This window comes from uncultured Brachyspira sp. (assembly GCF_910588665.1).
Taxonomy (GTDB): Bacteria; Spirochaetota; Brachyspiria; order Brachyspirales; family Brachyspiraceae; genus Brachyspira.
The window spans coordinates 128,302-149,918 of the sequence record NZ_CAJUPR010000002.1; the positions used below are offsets into that span (position 1 = coordinate 128,302).

The window sequence follows — 21,617 nt, forward strand, 5'->3', positions numbered from 1 at the left end:
ACTTTTATTATTTCCTATTTCCAATATTATTTTTTATTATTCTGTATTGCTGGTATTGTCTTTTATTATTTAATATATTTATCATGTTCTTTTTTATGCAGATAAAAAAACAAAAAAGCCAGCTTCTTTTTTTCCAAAAAAAGAAAAGGAGAAAGAAATCAGAGAGTAAAAACATTAATAGAAATATAGAATAATAAAAAATAATACAGAAAAATTTTACTCCCTTATATTTGGAAAGAGTTTCTGCATCAGAGCTTTTTTATATTTTATTATTAATTATTTCTATTAATACTCATTATTATTCATCTTTTTTATATGCTTTTTCACAATAGGAAGCATTATAGCAATTTGCACAGCTCTCTCCGTCAGTAATATATACCAATTCTCCGTCTAAAATTCTAGAGAACATTTCTTCAAAATAATCATCTAAGCTATACTCTCCTGCCGTATAACCGCATATAGATAAAAGCATATCTCTGTCATTATAAACCTGATTTATTTCCTTTGAATCGTCTATCACATCTTTTTCTTTATATACTGTAAATACAACCTCGCAGTTTTTTATTTTATCTGCGGCATCTTTTTTTATGTATCTGCTTAATACATATTTTAAATATAAAATAGGCTGAAAATATATTCTGATGGTTTCTTTTATAATATCTTTTTTATTTATTCCATGAGCCTCTTCTTTTTTATATCCTGATTTATAATCTACAATTCTTATGCCGTTTATATTTTTAAACTCTTTATCAGAGTAGCTGAAATCAATTCTATCCGATATCCCTTTAATTTTTACAGATAAATTTTTATTTTCATATACTATAAAATCTTCGCTTGCGCCTATATATTTTTCAAAATAAACAGGTATATATTTAAATCCCTCTTCTTCTTTTATTGCATTTGTTTTGATTTCCTTCTTTATAAAATAATAAAGCACATTTAAAGCTTCTTCCTTTATAACATTATAATCAAATTTATACTCGGATATATATTTCTCTTCCAAATCTTTTTTAGAATATATATTAATCAGATTATTTATATGCTCTTCTATTACTTCATTTGCTATACTGCAGTAATTATTAAACTCGCTTTCTTTTAAATAGCTTTCATATATGCCGTATTTATTTTGGATTTCCTTATAAAAATTCTGAAGAAATTTATGATATGTTCTGCCTTTATCCATATAATTTATTCCCTGTAACTTTGACTCGGCTGACTGTCTTAAATAAAGAGAAGAATAAAAGAATTTAGCAGGGCATTCCATTATTGCCTGCAAAGTTGTAACAGATACCTTTTCGCTTAATATATTTAAAAAGAATTTTCTTATCTCATCATTATTTTTTTTATCAAAAGTATTATCAGCATTTTTGCTTGATTTATGATAAACGGCGTCTATAATTTCCTCCGCATTTTCTATTTTTTCTACGGCTTTATTATATAAAAATAAACTCATAAGATTTTCTTTTTCTGTATGAATATTATCTTCTCTCTGAATATATTCCTTTCTGTATATAAGACCGTTTTTATCCAAACTTTCAAATTTAAAATCTTCATTATAAAGCCTGTTATATAAATCCTCCAAATAATAAAAAGGTATTTCTAAATTTCCATTTTCATCTTTAAATCTGAAAGAGAAATAAACAATGCTTTCCTCATAGCAGGAAGACAATATATTTAAAAATAAAGCATAATGAATATCCGATAAATAACTCTGGGTATTAAAAAGAATTTTTTTATTTTTTCTATTTATTTCTTCTCTTAATTTAGAACTTATAAAAAAATTATCAGGCTTTTTATTAATAAAATCATTATTCATTCCAAGTATAAATATATATTTAAATCTTAATCCTCTGGCATCATACAAATTGCTTACAGTAAGAGATATATGCTTATTATCATTTCTGCCAATTGCCTTATCTCTTAAAAGAATATTCAAAGCGGCATGAAAATCAAAATGACTGATTTCCTGCTTCTGTGCATTGTCCAATTTTTCAGTATAAGCTATTTCCAATATTAAATCTATAAATAAAGCCAAAGCCTCATTATCTCTGTAAAAATATTCATCTTTATTTTTATATGTATCATCTTCAAATATATTTCCTATTTTCAGGAATTTTAATATATTAATGTATGCAAGCCCTATTTCCCTATAAGTTTTTTTAGACACCAATTCATTTAGCATATTCAAAAAATCTGATATCGATTCGTATGCCTCATTTTCTTTAATTTTTTTAGAAAGTCTGTATTTAAAATCCTTCAAAGACATTTTTGAAAATATCTCAGCAGAATCAGAATCTCCGTATTTATCATAGCTGTAAATTAAATCTCTTATATTGTAAGGATTAACTCCTTTAAGATTTTTTATATAAGGCGAAGAGAGTATTTTTATCAATATATCGGTATTCAATTCGCCGTTGTATTTATCCAATATTAAAAATACGGAAGTAAGCACAGGTATTACAGGAACTTTCCATAAAAAACTGCTTCTCCTTTCATTAAACTTTATGCCGCATTCTTTTAATCTTTCTGCAACTATATCACCGTATATACGGATATCAGAAAATATTATTCCTATATCATATAAAGCTGCGCCTTTATTTATTAATCTTATTATCTCATCTACAGCTGTATCAACTTCCTGCTTTACGCCGAAACCTGATATAAATTTTATTTTATTTTTATATAGATTTATACTGTCTGTTTCTTTTAAAAGAGCTTTTGCAAAACCCGAGTTTTCATTTATTTCAAAATTATTGATACCCTGATAAAATGCTTTATAATTATTAAAATGACTTTTCATATTATAAGGCATAACAATTTTTATATTTATACCCAAATGATTTTTAATACTCTCTAAAAATATCAAATGCAAAGGCGGTATCTTTTCAAAATTAAAAACGGTTATAGATTTGCATCCGTTAAAAAAATTTAATTTATTATTTTTTATATATTCAATGAAAAGCTCGAAAATATCAAATTCATCTAAAAGATTATTTTTATTATTATACTCTTTATATAAATCTATTACCGAATTAATATCTTCTAAGTTTTTATAATCTTTTAATTTAAAATTATAAAATTTTGCCAATGTTATTTCTTCTATCAGTTTATACAGAGTATATGCAAGCTCGTAAGTAATATTTTGCTTTGCAATCAAAGTATTTTTATTTTTTTCTTTATACTTATGCAAAACATTATGAATATTTATAATCGCTATTGATTCACTTATTTCTTGTTTTTCATGTTCTATTTTATATATTTCAAAAAATTTATCTTTATTAATTTTATAATATTGATGCAGAATCTGATAATTGCTTATATCAAGTGTATAGTTTTTAAACTTATCTTTTAAATAATTATTTTTTGCTTTATAGTTTGGAAATAAAAATAATTCCTGCATATACGGGCATCTCTTTTTTATTCAATTATACTAAAAAAAAAATAATTGTCAAAGAAGCCTAAACAGGCATAATTTATAATCGTATATATTAAAAGCAATAACCGTATTTACTTTCTTTTTAAATAATTATCAAAATATTCTATAGTTTTTTTAAGCCCGTCTTCTAATTTATACTTAGGGCTCCAATTAAGTTTTTCTTGAGCTAATCTTATATCAGGCTGTCTTTTTACGGGATCATCTTTAGGAAGATCTTTAAATACTATTTCCGATTTTGAATTAGTCATTTTTATAATAGTTTCGGCAAATTCTAAAACTGTAATCTCAAAAGGATTTCCTAAATTAACGGGTCCTATAAAGTTTTCGCTGTTCATCATTTTTACGGCTCCGTCTATTAAATCCTCGCAGTAGCAGAAACTTCTTGTCTGGCTTCCGTCTCCGTACACCGTTATAGGAATATTCTTAAGGGCTTGTATTACAAAATTAGAAACAACTCTTCCGTCATTTTCATTCATTCTAGGTCCGTAAGTATTGAATATTCTTATTATTTTTATATCGGTATTATATTTTCTATGATAATCCATCATTAAAGTTTCAGCGCCTCTTTTTCCTTCATCATAGCAGCTTCTTATGCCATTAGGATTAACATGCCCCCAGTAGCTCTCATTTTGAGGATGCTCCAAAGGATCTCCGTAAACTTCGCTTGTGGAAGCCTGAAGTATTTTAGCCCCGCAGTTTCTGGCTAAATCAAGCATATTAAGTATTCCTAAAACGCTTGTTTTGAATGTATGAACTGGATTTCTCTGATAATGTATGGGCGATGCAGGACATGCAAAATTATAAATTTCATCGCATTCTATATGCATAGGCTCTGTTATATCATGTCTTATGATTTCAAAGTTTGCATTATCCTTTAAATGATAAATATTTTCTTTTAAGCCTGTAAAAAAATTGTCTATGGATATTACATAATTTCCTTCTTTTAATAATCTTTCGCATAAATGAGAGCCTAAAAAACCAGCCCCCCCTGTTACAGCTATTCTTTTCATAATCTTAATCCTTTAATTATCATTAAAAGCATCTATTATTATTTAATAAAATTATTTTTTAAAAATGAGTTAAACTGACTTCTGCTGTAAACTGTAATTTTATCGTTATGTTTTGCATAGCTTTTAGCACCATTCGACAATCTTACAGGCAAAATAAGTATTCCATTTTTTGCTCCTGATTCATTTACCATAAGAAGAAAATCTCTTATTATAAGTTCACCCACTTCAGTATTTTTCCATCTTTTTATTGAAATTAATGTAAGCTCTTTTCTGCTTTTTCCAATAGGAAATGCTAAATAATTAACCTCATCTCCGTATTCATAATTAATGACATTATCCGAGTATTCCTGAAGTACGGAATATGATAATTTATTCTGTACTATATTTTTACAAAGCTTTTTGAAATTACTTGTGCTTAATGCATATATTCTATCTATATCAGTAATTATATTTTGTCTGTTATCATCAGATAATTTTTTCTCCATATTATATTCATTTAAAATTTTATCAATATCCATAGTATTATCTATTTTTACTAAGGAATTAATATAATCAAAATTATAAAAATTTTCCTCCCATAATTTAAGAACATTTTCCCATATTTTTATTAATTCGGTATTAATATATTTACCATATCTTTCATTAGAATATTTTTCTTCGCTCAAACTCATAGTGTTTCTTAATTTTGTTAATTGATTAAATGCTTTTTTAATTTCATTAAGGTACTGCAGTATATGATCTAAATAATAAACGCTGAACTCAAGCATATGAAAAGAATTTAATTTTGAAAAAAACCTTATAGATGCGTCTATATCTTTCAAAAAATAAGAATAAAAGGCGAAATCAAATATAAGGCCGGCATATTTCTTATCTGCATTTTCTAAGTCATACTGCTTTATTATACTATCATAGGCCTCTCTGAAGCTTTTATTATCGGAAAGCTTATATAAAGTATACATATACATTTTATTAATATGAAGTCTCTGTCCGTCGCTTATTGTATTATTGGCTAATATTTTCTGCTGGAAATTAAGCGCTATATTAAGTTCATCGGCAGATATATACATAGATATAAGAAGTATTTCAAGATTGCATTTTTCCGATATATCAGTATCTTTATTGCCCGATATTTTTTTATACAGCTCCTCTAAAAATATTATAGATTTTTTATAGTCTTTAATCATAAAAAAAGATAAAGCGGCTGTTTTGGCTTCTTCTATATCTATATTTTTTTTTGATACCGCTACTTTATTAAAATTCTCGCAGGCAAGTTTATATTTTCCTTCTTTTCCAAGTATAGTACCCAATTTAGTTGCATAATAAATATTATTAGGCTCAGCTTTAGTAATCAAAAGCGTATATTTAAAACTTTTTTCTTTATTTTCTAATTTGGAATATCCCATCTCTAATTTTTTATATATTTCTATTTCATTTATTCCATTCTCTTTAAAGTATCTGTTTTCTATAAGTTTTTCATATTTTTCAAGCGCTTCATTTAATGATTCATCATATTCTTCTTCAAGCACTGCAAGCTTATATAATGAATTAAAATCATTTTCATTTTCAGCTATATTTTTTTTAAGTTCTTCCATAAGCTTTACTTTATTTTTTGCAGGCTTATTTTTCTTTTTTGAAAATATATTTTTTATCATTATTATAGTTGATATTAATATAGCTGTGAATATTAAAGCTATTACTGCATATATACCTGTATCACTCATATTTTTTATCCCGTAATTTTTTTATATATGATTATATATAAAAAATAAAAAGTTTAAATATATTTTTATAATTTTTCTGTTATTTCTTTTATCTTTTTTATAAAAATATTCATTTCATCATCTGTGCCTATTGATACTCTTATATAATTATTTATAATATCGGTGTTAAAATGTCTTACTAATATTCCTTTATCTCTTAATTTTAAATAAATATGCTCAGCGGACGCACTTTTATGCGATATAAATAAAAAATTGGATTTGGAGTCAGTCATATTAAACCCGAGTTCTTTCAATTTTATCTTTGTTTTTTCTCTCGTATTTATAATTTTACTAACAATATATTCAAAATATTCCTTGTCTTTTACAGCCTCTATTGCAGCATTCATTGAAAGCCTATTAACCGTATATGAGTTAAAAGAGTATTTAATATTTTCAAGACCTTGAATTAAATTTTTATTTCCTAAGGCAAATCCTATGCGTATACCAGCTAATGCTCTTGATTTTGAAAAAGTCTGTATAACAAGAAGATTATCATATTTATTTATAAGTTTATATGCACTTTCCGAACCTGCAAAATCAATATAAGCTTCATCTATTATTACTATATTATTTTTATTGCTAGCCGTAATTTCTTCTATTTGAGACGGAGTTAATAAAAGCCCTGTCGGGGCATTAGGGTTTGCAATAATTATACCCGAATCTAAATTCTTATAATCATTAATATCTATAGTAAAATCGTCTTTAAGAGGTATTTCTGCCTCATTTAAATCAAACAGACTTGAATACACAGAATAAAAACTGTATGTAATATTAGGATAATAAATTTTATTTCTGCTGTTAAAGAAAGCCTTAAAAGAAAAAGCTAATATTTCATCGGAGCCGTTTCCTATAAATATATTATCTGTGTTTATATTATACAACTCAGCAATTTCTTTTTTTAAATCCGAAGCATTCGGGTCAGGATAAAGCCTCAAATCATCAAATCTGCTTTCCATTAAAGCTTTTTCTACAAAAGGAGAAGGAGGATACGGAGACTCGTTTGTATTTAATTTTATATATTTTTTATCCTTAGGCTGTTCTCCAGGTGTATACGGCTCTATAGATTTTGCTTTATCGCTTAGAAATTTATTCATATATAATTCCTCTGTACCTATTATAATAATTATATTATATATATTATTTTATTAAAATCTATAATAAAATAATTATATAATTATTGACATAAAAAATTAAATTGTTATATTGAATGTGTAATTTATTTATTTTCAGCCATTTCTGATATCAGTATTAGATAATAAATAATTTTTTTAAGAGGTTTTCACAATGAAAAAAATACATAGCTTATCATTTAAAGTTCCTTTTATAATAAGTCTTATTATTTTTATTATAATAGCTATATTAGCATCGATTTCTATCTGGTCTTCTTCAAGAGCAATCAGAAAAACGGCATTGGAAGGTTTTTCATCAACGGTATCAGGATATTCGCATATGATAGATATGGTACTGCATGAACAGCTGCTTGCAATAGCCGCCTATTCTCAGTCGGGAACACTGGCGAACGGAATTATAAATATAAATGACGGAGATGTAAAAAGCGAATCTTTGAAAAGATTAAAAGAGTTTTCTTTAGTAAATACTTATGCTATAAATATAGGCTTGGCAGATATAAACGGAGTTATTTTAGCCGACAGCAGCAATCCGAATCTTGAAGGCATATCAATAGCTGATATTCATCAAAATCTGTTTTCAAGAATGAAAGCAAATAATTATAAATTTACATTTGATAACTCCACAAGTATGTCTTCCACAACAGGAGGACAGGCATTGCTTCTATGCGGAGGAGTAAAGAATGCGGAGGGTAATTTTATAGGATTAGTTTATATTAATTTAGATTTAGTAAAAGTAAACAGCGAATTTATAAGCGGTTTAAATATCAGCGGAAATATAACTGTAGCAAATAATGAAGGCAATATATTATTATCTTCAGACAACAAAAAAATAGGAGGCAGTCTGCCTGAAGTTTATGATATAGCAAAAACAGGCAAAGAAGGAATTATTGAATTTTACAATAGCGAGGTAAATAAAGGCAAGTATTCGGCTGCTTATAAGAATGTAAATATGATGCCTTGGACCGTTATATTTGAAAAGCCTGACAGCGAAATATATAGAGAAATAAAATATACAATACTCCGTACTATAATAATAGGACCTATTTTTATAATTATATGTACTATACTAATATCTATTTATATAAAAAGTATTATGAAGCCTTTAAATAATTTAGTTTCAATATCAAAAGAAATTTCAAAAGGAGATTTAACATCAGAAAATATAGATATAAACAGAAAAGATGAATTAGGAGTATTAGCTAATTCCTTCTTTGATATGAGATGCATACTTTCTGATATTATTATCAAGGTAAGAAGTTCGGCTGACAGAATAAAGGCTGAAGCGGAAGAACTTTCTTCAGGAAATAAAGATTTATCAAAACGCACGGAATCGCAGGCTGCAAGTTTGGAGGAAACAGCCTCATCAATGGAAGAGATGGCATCTACAATAAAATCTTCAACAGATCAGTCTGTAGAAGGCAATAAAATGATGATGGATTCCAAAGATTCAATTCAAAATGCAGGAGAAATAATATTGGATACCACTAAAAATATTGAAGAAGTTTATGAAGCCAGCACTAAAATCAGAGATATAACAAAAATAATAGAGGGCATAGCTTTTCAGACAAATATATTGGCTTTAAATGCGGCGGTAGAGGCTGCAAGAGCGGGAGATATGGGTAAAGGTTTTGCTGTTGTAGCAAGCGAGGTTAGAAATTTGGCGCAAACTACTCAGTCTTCTGTAAAAGATATTACAGATTTGGTAGATAATGCTTATGAAAAAATCAATAAAGCCACAGAATCCGCAAGAGTCTCACAGGATATATTTAATGAACTTCAGCAAAAAATAGAAAATACGGCTAGAATAATGCAGGATATAAGCTCAACTGCGATAGAGCAGCAGGAAGGCATAAATCAGGTTAATAAAGCCGTTACGGATATGGATACGGTAACTCAGCAGAACGCCGCTTTGGTGGAGCAGGCTTCGGCATCATCTTCTTCTCTCTTAAATCAGGCTGTAGAGTTAGTTGAAGCAATAAGCTTTTTTAAGATTGATTAAAAAAACATATAAATACCATAAATGCAAATAATTATGTTGCCTTATGCTGCAATAATAATAAAAAAAGTGTAATAATTTTCTTTATAAATACGATAAGTATAATAATTAATTGGAAGTAAATTATTTTTATTTAAGGAGCATAATAATGTCAACAAGCTCATTTTTCGGTATAGAATTAGGTAAAAGATCCCTTCAAAACTTTAAAACAGCTTTGGAAGTTACGGGGCATAACATAAATAATGTTGCAACTAAAGGATACAGCAGACAGCGTGTTGTAATGCGCACATTTGATAAGCCTTTAGAATCTCCTACTCTGAACAGAGCGGAGCGTGCAGGTCAGCTGGGACAGGGAGCCGAAATAACCGTTATTGAAAGAATAAGAGATCAATTTATAGACTCAAAGATAATTAATGAATTGGGTACTGACGGTTATTGGAAAACCAAATCTGATTATTTAAAGAGGCTTGAAGCTATATATAATGAGCCGAATAATGAAAATTTAAGAAATGATCTTGATGCTTTTTGGGATTCTTGGCAGGAAATGGCGGCAAATCCAGCCGAAAGAGGCACAAGAATGGTTTTAGTGGAAAGAGCCGACAGAATAAATAATTCCATTAATCAGATGTTTAATCAAATGAACGGAATGCGTAATAATCTGAATAGCTTAATAGAGAATAAAGTTAAAAGAATTAATGATATATCTAATGCCGTAAAAGATTTAAATACGGAAATAGTTAAGCAGCAGGCTTTAGGTCAAAATCCTAATGATCTGCTTGATAGAAGAGATCTGCTTGTAGATGAGCTTTCGTCTCTTGCGAATGTTGATATAAAATCCGTAGATCCTGATGAAACTATGATATATATAGGCGGAAGGGCTTTAATTCAGGGTAATATTGTAAGCGAATTAAGTACTGAAAATAATATCAATAACGAAGGAATGTACGATATATATTGGAAAAAGGATCATGTACAGGTTCAGTTTGAAGGCGGAGAATTAAAAGCCTTATTAGAATTAAGAGATACAGATACTGTTGATGCTATTAATGATATAGACGCCTTTGCCGTTAATTTGGCTGATAGTATAAATGAAGTTCATAGAATCGGTTTCGGACTTAATCATGAAACGGGAATAGATTTTTTCACATTCACAAAAACAACGCCTTCAGTTATAGGAAACTATGACATCAATAATGACGGTTTGGAAGACTCTACAATAATGTTTAAGGTAAGCGGTATTAATTCTTTGGATCCTTCGGCAAGCATAGGAAGTGCAGGAACTTTAGTATTCGGAAATAAATCAAGGGAGGGGGCAGATATTGCCATAGATTATACCGCACAGATGAAAATAGGAGATTTAATAGATAAAATAAACTCCAGTGCATCAAATGTATCGGCTTATCTTGATGATAACAGCAGGCTCGTTCTTAAAGCAAGAGGTTTTGATGATTATATGAAGCCTTCATATTTTATTAAGCATATAGAAGATTCAAGCGATTTTCTTGTAGGAATAGCGGGAGTGCTTAATCAATCGGGAGAGGGAGGAGCATATAACTGGCAGGCAGCTAATCAGGTAAATCAATTGGCAGGAGACTTTAGAAACTTTACGGTAACACCTGACAGACACCCTGCATCATCTATTGCTGTTAATAATATTATCAGAAATGATATAAATTATATAGCAGCTTCTAAAGGCATAGATACCACAGGAAACGGATTTAATGATAAGCGAAACGGAATAGGAGACGGCTCAAATGCTTTGGCGATAGCAAATTTAAAAAATAAAGAAATAATGGTTGAAAGCAAATCCACTTTTAACGATTTCTATACGGGAAGCATAGCTAAAATTGCTTCAAGAACCGAAACTGCTAATACTGAAACAAGCAAGCAGAAAGTTGTTATGGAATATCTTGAACAATTAAGACAGTCAGTATCGGGCGTTAACCTAGATGAGGAGGTGGCGCAAATGGCTATGTACCAGCATGGCTATAATGCGTCTGCAAGAGTTGTAAGCGTCATGGATCAGCTTCTTGATGTTGTAATAAACAGAATGGGTGTGTAAATTAATATATATCATTTAGGCGGAGTCTGTAAAAGATACCGCCTATTTTTATATAAAAAATATTATACTTTTTTATTTATGTGTCTTTACAGTTATCCGTTTTAAATATATTATAGTTATAATTCTTTAAAAAATATACTTCTAATGCCGATATTAACAATACAGGAGCATTTTGAAATGGGAATAAAGATTCGTATAATTTTAATAATAGTCGGAGTTATGGCTTTGGTGGCATTAAGCACCAATTTTTTAAGCAATACTTTAAATACAGAAACCTTCTCCTCTATTACAAAAAGAAGTTTAGATAATAGATTTAAGTTAATAGTAAGAGAATTTGAATACAATATAATTTCTGCAAAAGAAGAATCGTCAAAGATTTCGGCAACTCTGTCAATAGGTTATAATAATATAAAAAATGAAAGTTCCGAATATATAAACAGCTATTTCAAAGATTTTTTATCGGCTTCAGTCAATGAATCTCAATTATATTTTAATAGAATTATAAGTATTTTATTACACCCTGATGCTATTGTAAATGAAAATACTCCTTTTGCTGTATACAGATATTCCACAGCCGACAATAAATATTCAAAATCAACTCTGACAAATCAGTATATGCATACGGATCTTTTAAATAATTACGGTATTGCAGATAAAAGCATGCTTTACAGACAGAAATTAAAACCGTATATAGTCAATGATAATGACGGAACGGGTACTGCATTAAATATGCCGTCTACAATATTGGATATTAATAATAACAGAATAATAGGCATCGCAAATGTAGGCGTATTATTTAATTATTCCGTTTATGATATTAAAGATATACTTGACATAGAAGGTGCGGATCTATTAATAATAGATAAAAAGAATCTTTCAATTATTAATTCTAAGGAAAGAAGAAATATCAGCTCTAAAGCAGATATATTGTATCCGAACTGTCATGAAATATTTAAATCTAATGTTTCTTCAGGAGAAATAGAAGTAAGCGATATAGAAATTAATGAAAAGGGTTATCAGGCTTATGTGTCAAGCATTTCAGGCATTATTAATGTTGTTATGCTTATACCTGATTCATACTATACTTTGCAGATTAAAGATATAAATAATTCAATATTCTATACTATTATAATAGCTTTCTTAATGGCTATAGTGGCAATTATATTTTTTATAAAAATATTATTCAGTTCAATTACTAAAATATCAGATGCCATAGGCAATTCTGTTGATAATAAAGATTTAACTGTAAAAATACCGGAAATTTCAGGCGATGATGAAATAGGGGAAATGACTAAATGGGTGGGACTGCTTAATAATTCTCTTCAGTCAATATTATCAAGCGTAAAAAAAACCATACTGACTTCTAAAAAGCAAAGCGATACATTATCAAAAAAAATCAGCGACAATTTGGAAATAATATATACAATTAAAGGAAATATAGAAGCTATTAAAAATAATGTTAATGACGAATTAAGTCAGGTGGAGATAGTAGAAAGCAGCAATCAGAATATGCAGGAATATATATCTTCAAATACAAGCGACATTGATTTAATGGAAAAAGATACAAGGGAACTTCAGAATAAAATAATTGAAGAAGGTGAAAATATAGAGCGGATAGCTTCCGCCATGGAAGAAATAAGCAAAACTATAGAAAGCATAGAATCTGTTATTTCAAAAGCTGCTGATAAAGCTAAAGATCTGTCATTAGCATCGGTAAAAAGCAAAGAGAAAATGAAGGCTACATCTATGGCAACAGGAGATTTAAGAAATGCCTTAGGCTTTATTTCTAATTTTGTAAGCTCTATAAGAAATATAGCAAATCAGACTAACCTTTTGGCTATGAATGCGGCTATTGAGGCTGCGCATGCAGGAAAATACAGTTCTGGTTTTGCTGTAGTTGCCGAAGAGATACGAAAGCTTTCTGAGGTTTCAAATGAACAGGCGGATAATGCAAATAAAGTTCTTCAAAACATAGAAGAGAAAATAATTATAACCAGCAATGATCTTACAGAATCAAGCGAACAATTTGATATGCTTACTAAAGATGTACAGGAAGTTACTGAAATAATGGATACTGTGCATATATCTTCAGTGGAGCAGCTAAAAGCTATAAACGAAATAGCAGAATCTATTACAAAAATTTCTCAGTCCAGCGAACATATTAAAACCCAATATATAAATATGGCGGACAGACTCGGAGGTATAAAAAACAGTTTGGAATCTCTTACTAATATTTCCGTTTCAACATCAAAAACTATGAATAAATTGAAAGGCATATCCGATTCTATTCATACAAGTGTTGAAAATATATCAGAAAGTTCAAACGAGCTTTCTTCTTCGGTAAATACTATGAATAAGTTTGCAAACGAAAACAACAGACTTTTATCTGAACTTGAAAATAAAATATCCAAGTATAAAATTAAAGATATTAAAGGAAAAAAAGACGGCACCACCCAAAGAGTAAAGGGAATAAATTTAATTATATTGAAGGAATTTGTAAAAACAAAATTTGCAGAGGAAGGATATCAAAAATGGATAGCGGCTATGGAGCCTTCATCTTCTTTAATATTTAAAAATGAAATATCAAGCAAAGAATGGTATCCATATACTACTTCATTTCATAAACCTTATAAATTAGTATGCGATTTATTCTATTCGGGAGCCAATACAGGAATTAAGGAAATTTCAGAATATAATTACAGACAATTAGTTCCTAAATATGTAAGACCCTTGCTGTTTTTCATACCTAAGCATTTAACTTTAGGTTATGCAGCCGAGAATATGTTCAAAAATTTATTTGATCCTGCAAGAATAGAGCTTATTAAAGCAAGAAAAAAATTATTGGTGGTTCATCTTACTAATTTTAATGAAGACCCTGAAGTTATTGAGCTTGCCGTTCTCTCTTGGGCTAGCCTTTTGCTGGAATCTATTACTCATATAAGATCAACTATGGAAATTACCAAATCCATAAGCGATGGAGAAATGTACACAGAATTTGTACTTAAATGGTAATAATGTCTATTAATATAGAAGACTCTGCTCTTTAATCTTAATAATAATTATTAATAAAAGGAAAACAGAATGATAAAAAATATACATCAAATCTCAAATACATTAGGATTCAAAATACTTATAATAGCAATACTAGGGCTTTTGCTTTTGATTCCTATGGCATTTATAAATACCGTTCTAGAAGACAGAATAAGATATAAAGATGAAGCCGTATCTTCAATAATAGAACCTGTGGGAGGGAATGCCGATATTCAGGGTATTGTTATTGCTGTGCCTTATATAAAGAAACTTATTGACAGTAAAACTGGGGAGATAAGCTATATAAAGGAATATATTTTTTATATGCCTGATAAGTATAATATATCTTCAGACGCTGAAGTATACAGTCTGAGCAGGGGAATATTTAAAGCTCCTATTTTCAAGTCTGAATTAAATATTACAGGAAAATTCGGCAAATATAATGAAGAAATATATAATTTGGATAAAAATAATAATATCATACTATATGATGAGGCTATTCTTATATTGGGTGTAGGAAATAAAAAGAATCTTATAAAATTACCTAATATTTCAGTTAATGGAAATGAAAATCTGAAATACTATGAAAAAAATATTGATATAGATTTAAATATGTTTAATTATAAATTTTTATATACAATTTCAAGAGATAGAATATTAAACGGCTTTGATCTCAATATTACTATAGATATTCAGGGAGGAAACTCTTTGATAATAACACCTTTAGCATCTGAAAATACTTTTAAAATATCTTCAAAATGGAAGGATCCTAGTTTTACGGGAGGTTTTTTGCCTGTAAAAAGGGAGGTAAGCAAAAAAGGATTTAATGCTGAGTGGAACATAGCAGGTTTTAATACTTCATTTAAAAAGTATTGGACAAGCGAAGACTATAGCGTAAATTTGTCAAAAAATACGGATAAAAGCAATATTGTTGAGATATCATTTCTGCTTCTCAATGATAATTATCAGAAAATTTCAAGAAGCGTTAAATATGCAATACTTTTTATATTCATACCGTTTTTTATACTTTTTTTATGCGAAGTTCTTTCAAATAAACGCATACACCCTGTGCAGTATATATTAATGGGCATAGCCAATGCAGTGTTTTATCTGCTTATTTTAGCCATATCCGAACATCTTATATTTAATTTAAGCTATTTTATAAGCGCATTAATGGTAACGGTTTTAACTTCGGTATATATAGGCTATATAATAAAATCGCATAAGTATGCCGCTTCAATAGCTTTTGCACAATCTTTGATTTATATATTTCTATTCGGAATACTTCAGCTTACCGATTATGCTCTTCTTATAGGAACATTGGGGTTATTTGCTGTTATTGCCCTTGCTATGTATTTTACACGCAATGTAGATTGGTACAAAAATAATAGTTAACTTATAAATAAAAAATATTGCAAAAATTGTAATCTCATATATATTATAGCTTTCATAATATACAGAAGTTTTATTATGATTAAAAATATCAAAGGATATATTTATGGAAAATTTTTTCAAGCTTAAAGAAAACGGCACTAATGTAAAAACGGAGATTATAGCAGGGTTTACTACTTTTATGACTATGGCTTATATACTTGCAATAAATCCTGATATTCTAAGCGCCACAGGTATGGATAAAGGTGCAGTATTTACAGCTACCGTAGTCTCTTCTATAATAGCTACATTAATAATGTCGCTGTTTGCAAATCTGCCTTTTGCATTAGCACCCGGTATGGGATTAAATGCTTTCTTTGCCTTTACCGTTGTGCTTGGTATGGGCTACAGCTGGGAAACGGCATTAACTGCAGTATTTATAGAAGGCATTATATTTGTTATTCTTACAATATTTAATGTAAGAGAGGCAATAGTCAATAGCATACCTGTAAATATGAAAAGGGCTATCTCTGTGGGTATAGGCTTATTTATAGCATTTATAGGGCTTCAGAATTCTAAAATTATAGTAAATAATGAAGCTACCTTGCTTGGGCTTGGGAATATTACCTCAGGCAGCGGTCTGCTTGCAATAATAGGCATTATAATAACAGGTATTTTACTTTCATATAATGTAAAAGGAGCCATTCTTTTAGGCATATTTATCACCACTTTAATAGGCATTCCTATGGGAATTACTAAATTATCTCCGTATGCAAGCTTTATACCGCCTTCATTAAAACCTATTGCTTTTAAGCTTGATTTCAGCAATATATTTACTCCCAATATGTTTATAGTTTTATTTACATTTCTTTTTGTTGATATGTTTGACACAGTGGGCACATTAGTCGGAGTATGCACTAAAGCTAATATACTCACTAAAAAAGGAGATGTACCTAGATGCAAGCAGGCTTTATTTGCAGATGCAATAGGAACAGTTGTCGGAGCATGCATAGGTACTTCTACCGTTACCACTTATGTTGAAAGCGCTTCAGGTGTTGCCGAAGGAGGAAAAACAGGATTAACTTCCTTGGTGGTTGCAATATTATTTACGGCTTCATTATTTTTATCTCATTTATTTTTAGCTATACCAAGCTCAGCCACAGCTCCCGCTTTAATAATAGTAGGCTTATTTATGATGACTCCTATATTGGAGATTAATTTTTCGGATTATACGGAGGCTATACCCGCTTTTATATGCATAATCTTTATGCCTTTTACATACAGCATAGCAGAAGGAATCACATTCGGAGTATTATCATTTACCATATTAAAATTTATCTCAGGCAAAACTAAGGATATATCTTTATTAACTTGGATATTATCGGCTCTGCTTTTAATAAAAATACTTATGCCTATTATACAAGGCTTCTTAATATAATTATTTAATGACATATTTCATAATCTAATATAAAAAAGAGAAGACTTTAAAGTCCTCTCTTTTTTATTAAAAAATTAGGATAAAATTATATTATTTTACAGATGATTTTTTTACAGATTTTTTAATTTTAGGCTTGGGTTTTATATCTTTTTTTTCTAATTCTAATAAAAGCAGTTCGGCTATTTGAACAGCATTTGTTGCAGCTCCTTTTCTTATTTGGTCTCCTGCACACCAGAATGTTAATGAGTTTTCAGCACTGATATCCTCTCTTATTCTGCCGACATGTATATCATCCTGATTTGAAGTATATAAAGGCATAGGATACTTGAACTTGTCAGGATCATCAGTCACTTTAACGCCTTGAGCCTTAGATAATAATTCTTTCGCTCTTTTAACTGTTATTTTTTTCTCGGTTTCAACGGTAATTGATTCGCTGTGGCTTCTCATAACAGGAACTCTCACGCAGGTACAGCTTATTTTTATATCAGGAGCATGTAATATTTTTCTGCTTTCATTTGCCATTTTTAATTCTTCTTTAGTATATCCGTTTTTGTCAAACGAATCTATATGAGGAATTAAATTAAATGCTATCTGATATTTAAAAGTTTTATTTATAAGTTTTCTGCCTTCCGTATAATCTTTAATCTGCATCTCAAGCTCTTCCATACCTTCTTTTCCCGCACCTGAAACCGCCTGATATGTAGATGCTGTAACTCTTTTTATTTTACCGAATTTATGCAATGGAGCCAATACCGCCAAGGCTATTATTGTAGAGCAATTGGGATTTGCTATTATTCCATTATGAAGCTTAACATCTTCAGGATTAACTTCAGGAACAACCAAAGGAACATTTTTATCCATTCTGAAAGCGCTGCTGTTATCAATAACTATGCTTCCTGCTTTAACTGCAAGAGGAATTAATTTCCTGCTTAAATCGGCTCCTACTGCAGATAATGTTATATCCATATCTTTGAAGGAATCTTTAGAAGTTTTTTCAATTATATACTCTTTACCCTTGAATTTTATCTTTTTGCCAGCTTCTCTGTTTCCAAGAAGTCTAAGTTCATTAATCGGAAACTTTCTTTCTTCAAGTATTTTAAGCATCTCCCTGCCTACAGCTCCTGAAGCTCCTAATAAGCATACATTTACTTTTTTCATAACTTTTCCCCATTAATTATTTTTCATTATATTAAATAATGATATATATTAAAAATCAATATTTTTTCTTTAATTTCTCTCTATTTTTATAATTTTTTTATAAATAATGTAAATTTTTAGTAAAAAACTAGTAAAATTATTTGACATTATTATTAAATTATACTATAATAATTAATGTAAATATAATTTACTTGATAAGTGATTATTTTTACATATTATAAAAAATACAAAATAGGAGAAATTTTATGACTACTATAAAAAAAGCTTTATCAATTATTTTTATTACCGCAGTATCTTCATCTTTATTACTTGCTCAATATAACGGCTATTATGATAATCAGCAAGGCGGTCAAGGCGGATATCAGCAGCAGGGCAGTCAGGGAGGCTACCAGGATCCTTATGCTCAGCATGGAGGTCAGGGATCATATCAGGACCCTTATACTCAGCAGGGCGGACAATACGGATACGGAGTGCAGCTTTCTTCAATACCTCAAAATGCTCAGAGCTTTATAAAACAGCATTTTGCCAATGTAAAAGTAACTTTTATAGAAAGAGATTGGGACGAAATTAAAGTATATTTAGAAAACGGAACACAAATAGAGTTCTTCCCTAACGGTGATTGGAAAGAAATTAAATGCTACGGAAATATGCCTGCATCAGTGCTTCCTGCTAATGTTATGAATACCGTAAAAAGAACTTATCCTAATGCGGCTATAATAAAAATAGAAAAACAATTCACTATATTTGAAGTAAAAATGAATAATATGATGGAGCTTTATATAGATAATAACGGTCAGCTATTAGGTCAGAAATGGGACGATTAATACAATAATTTAAGGAGAAAATATGAAAAAAATACTTTGCCTACTTACAGCTTTAACAATATTAAGCGCTTCCGCATTATTTGCAGATTGGTATATACCTCTTAATCAAGTCCCTCAGGCTGTTATAGCAACTGCAAAAAAAACTTATCCTCAGGCTGAAATTTGGGCTGTGGAAATGGAGCATTATAATATATATAAAGTAAAAATGAATAACATGATGGAGCTTTATATAGATAATAATGGTCAGCTATTAGGTCAGGAATGGGACGATTAATAAAAAACTGAAAATATAAAAAAGAACAAGGGATATATAAAAATTCCTTGTTCTTTTTTTACCTAATAGTTAAATAAAATTATTGACATTATATATATAATTATGTAAACTTTATTATTCTCAATTAAAAAGGTATATATAATGATTAAAGTCAAAGCAAAAGAATTAATGGATGCTGTTTATAATAAATTTAAAAATGCAGGAGTGCCAAACGAACAGGCTTCAATTGTAACAGACCTATTAATTTACGCCGATATAAGAGGCATACATTCTCATGGCGTATTAAGAACGGAGCATTATATAGAAAGAATAAAAGCAGGAGGAATAAATTTAAACTCAAAATTCAATATAGAAATAAAAAGACCTTCCTTTGCATTGATGGATGCCGACGGAGGATTCGGGCATATGGCAGCTTGCTATGCTATGGAATGGGCTTTGGAAACAGCTGAAAAACAAGGAATCGCCTTAATAGGAATAAAAAACAGCAGTCATGCAGGAGCTTTAGGTTATTATAATAAAATGGCAATAGATAAAAATAAAGTTTCTCTCATAATGCTTAATACGGATCCATGCGTTATACCATTCGGAGGAAAAAGATCTTTTTTCGGCACCAATCCTATAAGCTACGGATTTCCCGCTAAAAAAGATTTTATATTAGGAGACATGGCGACAAGCGAGGTATCTTTAGGACGCATATTTACAGCCCGCAAAAATAATGAAACAGTTCCTATGAATTGGGGTGTTGATGAAAACGGCAATCCCAGTTCAAATCCTAATGAAATAAAATATGTTGTACCTTTCGGGGGAGTAAAAGGCTACTTAATAATGACTATGGTTGAAGCTTTTACAGGGCTTTTAATAGGAAATGCATACTGCGGTAATTTAGTAAAAATGTACGGAGATATGGATAAAAAAAGAAATCTATCTGTATTTATGCTGGTTATTGATCCTGCCGTTTATAATGATTTGGAAGCATATTTAAATATAGTTCAGTCATTCATAGATGATATAAGAAAAGAACCCGCATTAAAAGAAGGTGAAAACATATCAGTACCAGGAGAAAAAAAAGAGGCTTGCTCTGTAAATTATTTAAAAAACGGTATACCTTTGCCTGAACATGTTTATAATTATATTTTTGATATATAAATTTCATATAATTAAATGACCGATTAAAATCAGTATTTATTATTTTTATCTTCTGCCTGCATTATTATCATCATCAATATTAAGGCTTAATATTCTAAGGCCCTCATCGCCTAGTACCGATTTTAAAGCTATTAAAAAAGCCGTATCTGTGCTTGAAGCAATATTGCTTTTATAAAGCTTCATAGCATATCTTGCCATATTAATACCGTCTCTAACAGAAAAAGAGGCATTATTTATATGAGATTTCTGTAAAAAACCTACAGTTATTTTTAATATCTCATCGTCTGCAAAAGGAAGATTCATTTTTAATATATCATACTCTTCTTTAATATCGGGAAAAGGCAGTTCTATAGTAGGCTGCAGTCTGGAATGTATATATTCAGGAAGTTCAAAAGTGCTTGCATCATCATTCATAGTTACTATTATTCTGAAATCGGAATGCGCTTTTATTTTTATTCCTGCTATAACGCTTTCAACATATCTTCTGTCGTCTAGAAGCGGAGCAAGAGAAGCCCAAGTTTTCTCGCTCATTCTGTTTCCTTCGTCTAATATGGCAACTCCCCCCTTAATCATAGCAGTAACCAAACTAGAAGCATGATAGCTTATTTTATTATTTTCGGATATTACAGGAATTATTATTAAATCCTCAGGTCTTGTATCCACAGTACATTGAAATATATAAACCTCTCTTTTAAGAAGTTCTTTAGCGGCATAATATGAAAGAGTTGTTTTTCCCGCTCCCGGTTTTCCCACTATTCTAGGATTTAAAGGTATATCTTCATTTGAAATTACATGCCAAGAAGCCATTATCTGCCTTACTAAATCATTCTGACCTGTCCATTTTATATTCAAATTATCCGAGTGCGATAATGTAAGTTCTATATTTTCTATTTGCACTTTTTCCATTTTTCTGCCTCTTTGATTTAAGAAATTTGCATGCTTTTAATGATATTATTAATTTTATAAAAAGTCAATTATTTAT

General features: G+C 29.6%; 14 protein-coding genes. 8 read left to right on the forward strand and 6 right to left on the reverse strand.

What is annotated here, in order from left to right; translation table 11 throughout:
- Positions 1-298: 298 nt before the first annotated feature.
- From QZ306_RS01900 to hisC, 4 genes are all read right to left on the reverse strand, one after another.
- Positions 299-3,400 (reverse strand): PD-(D/E)XK nuclease family protein, encoded by a 3,102-nt coding sequence (locus QZ306_RS01900; protein WP_295160295.1) that lies wholly within the window; start codon positions 3,398-3,400, stop codon positions 299-301.
- A gap of 107 nt (positions 3,401-3,507) precedes the next feature.
- Positions 3,508-4,446, reverse strand: coding sequence for a UDP-glucuronic acid decarboxylase family protein (locus QZ306_RS01905; RefSeq protein ID WP_295160298.1), 939 nt, complete (start codon positions 4,444-4,446; stop codon positions 3,508-3,510).
- 38 nt (positions 4,447-4,484) lie between these two features.
- Positions 4,485-6,167 carry a restriction endonuclease gene (locus tag QZ306_RS01910; protein ID WP_295160301.1) on the reverse strand — a complete coding sequence of 561 codons (1,683 nt, stop codon included), beginning with the start codon at positions 6,165-6,167 and terminating at the stop codon, positions 4,485-4,487.
- Positions 6,168-6,232: 65 nt separating this feature from the next.
- On the reverse strand, positions 6,233-7,300 hold the full coding sequence (gene hisC / locus QZ306_RS01915) for a histidinol-phosphate transaminase (protein WP_295160303.1): 1,068 nt from the start codon (positions 7,298-7,300) through the stop codon (positions 6,233-6,235).
- Between the two features lie 190 nt (positions 7,301-7,490).
- Between hisC and QZ306_RS01920 the strand changes: the two genes are divergently transcribed.
- The 5 genes from QZ306_RS01920 (at position 7,491) to QZ306_RS01940 (ending at position 17,233) form a co-directional block, all read left to right on the forward strand.
- Positions 7,491-9,335, forward strand: a complete 1,845-nt coding sequence (locus QZ306_RS01920) for a methyl-accepting chemotaxis protein (protein ID WP_295160306.1) — start codon at positions 7,491-7,493, stop codon at positions 9,333-9,335.
- A gap of 145 nt (positions 9,336-9,480) precedes the next feature.
- Entirely contained in the window at positions 9,481-11,394 is a 1,914-nt protein-coding gene (flgK, locus tag QZ306_RS01925; RefSeq protein WP_295160309.1) for a flagellar hook-associated protein FlgK, read from the forward strand.
- A gap of 177 nt (positions 11,395-11,571) precedes the next feature.
- The gene (locus QZ306_RS01930) at positions 11,572-14,406 is read left to right on the forward strand and encodes a methyl-accepting chemotaxis protein (protein WP_295160312.1); all 2,835 of its coding nucleotides are present in this window, start codon (positions 11,572-11,574) and stop codon (positions 14,404-14,406) included.
- Between the two features lie 69 nt (positions 14,407-14,475).
- A complete protein-coding gene (creD, locus tag QZ306_RS01935) occupies positions 14,476-15,819 on the forward strand; it encodes a cell envelope integrity protein CreD (protein ID WP_295160315.1) in 1,344 nt (447 codons plus the stop codon).
- A gap of 103 nt (positions 15,820-15,922) precedes the next feature.
- A complete protein-coding gene (locus tag QZ306_RS01940; protein WP_295160318.1) occupies positions 15,923-17,233 on the forward strand; it encodes an NCS2 family permease in 1,311 nt (436 codons plus the stop codon).
- Positions 17,234-17,323: 90 nt separating this feature from the next.
- On the opposite strand, the gene QZ306_RS01945 is transcribed toward QZ306_RS01940, so the two are convergent.
- Entirely contained in the window at positions 17,324-18,391 is a 1,068-nt protein-coding gene (locus QZ306_RS01945; RefSeq protein ID WP_295160321.1) for an aspartate-semialdehyde dehydrogenase, read from the reverse strand.
- Between the two features lie 245 nt (positions 18,392-18,636).
- Here QZ306_RS01945 and QZ306_RS01950 point away from each other — a divergent pair, with 245 nt between their 5' ends.
- The 3 genes from QZ306_RS01950 to QZ306_RS01960 all read left to right on the forward strand — a co-directional run bounded on the left by QZ306_RS01950 (position 18,637) and on the right by QZ306_RS01960 (position 20,635).
- Positions 18,637-19,215 carry a PepSY-like domain-containing protein gene (locus QZ306_RS01950; protein ID WP_295160323.1) on the forward strand — a complete coding sequence of 193 codons (579 nt, stop codon included), beginning with the start codon at positions 18,637-18,639 and terminating at the stop codon, positions 19,213-19,215.
- Between the two features lie 22 nt (positions 19,216-19,237).
- Positions 19,238-19,489 carry a PepSY-like domain-containing protein gene (locus QZ306_RS01955; protein WP_295160325.1) on the forward strand — a complete coding sequence of 84 codons (252 nt, stop codon included), beginning with the start codon at positions 19,238-19,240 and terminating at the stop codon, positions 19,487-19,489.
- 141 nt (positions 19,490-19,630) lie between these two features.
- Positions 19,631-20,635 (forward strand): Ldh family oxidoreductase, encoded by a 1,005-nt coding sequence (locus tag QZ306_RS01960; RefSeq protein WP_295160328.1) that lies wholly within the window; start codon positions 19,631-19,633, stop codon positions 20,633-20,635.
- Positions 20,636-20,680: 45 nt separating this feature from the next.
- Here QZ306_RS01960 and QZ306_RS01965 read toward each other — a convergent pair whose 3' ends face one another.
- Complete coding sequence (locus QZ306_RS01965) at positions 20,681-21,541, reverse strand: AAA family ATPase (protein ID WP_295160330.1); 861 nt, start codon at positions 21,539-21,541, stop codon at positions 20,681-20,683.
- Positions 21,542-21,617: the final 76 nt, after the last annotated feature.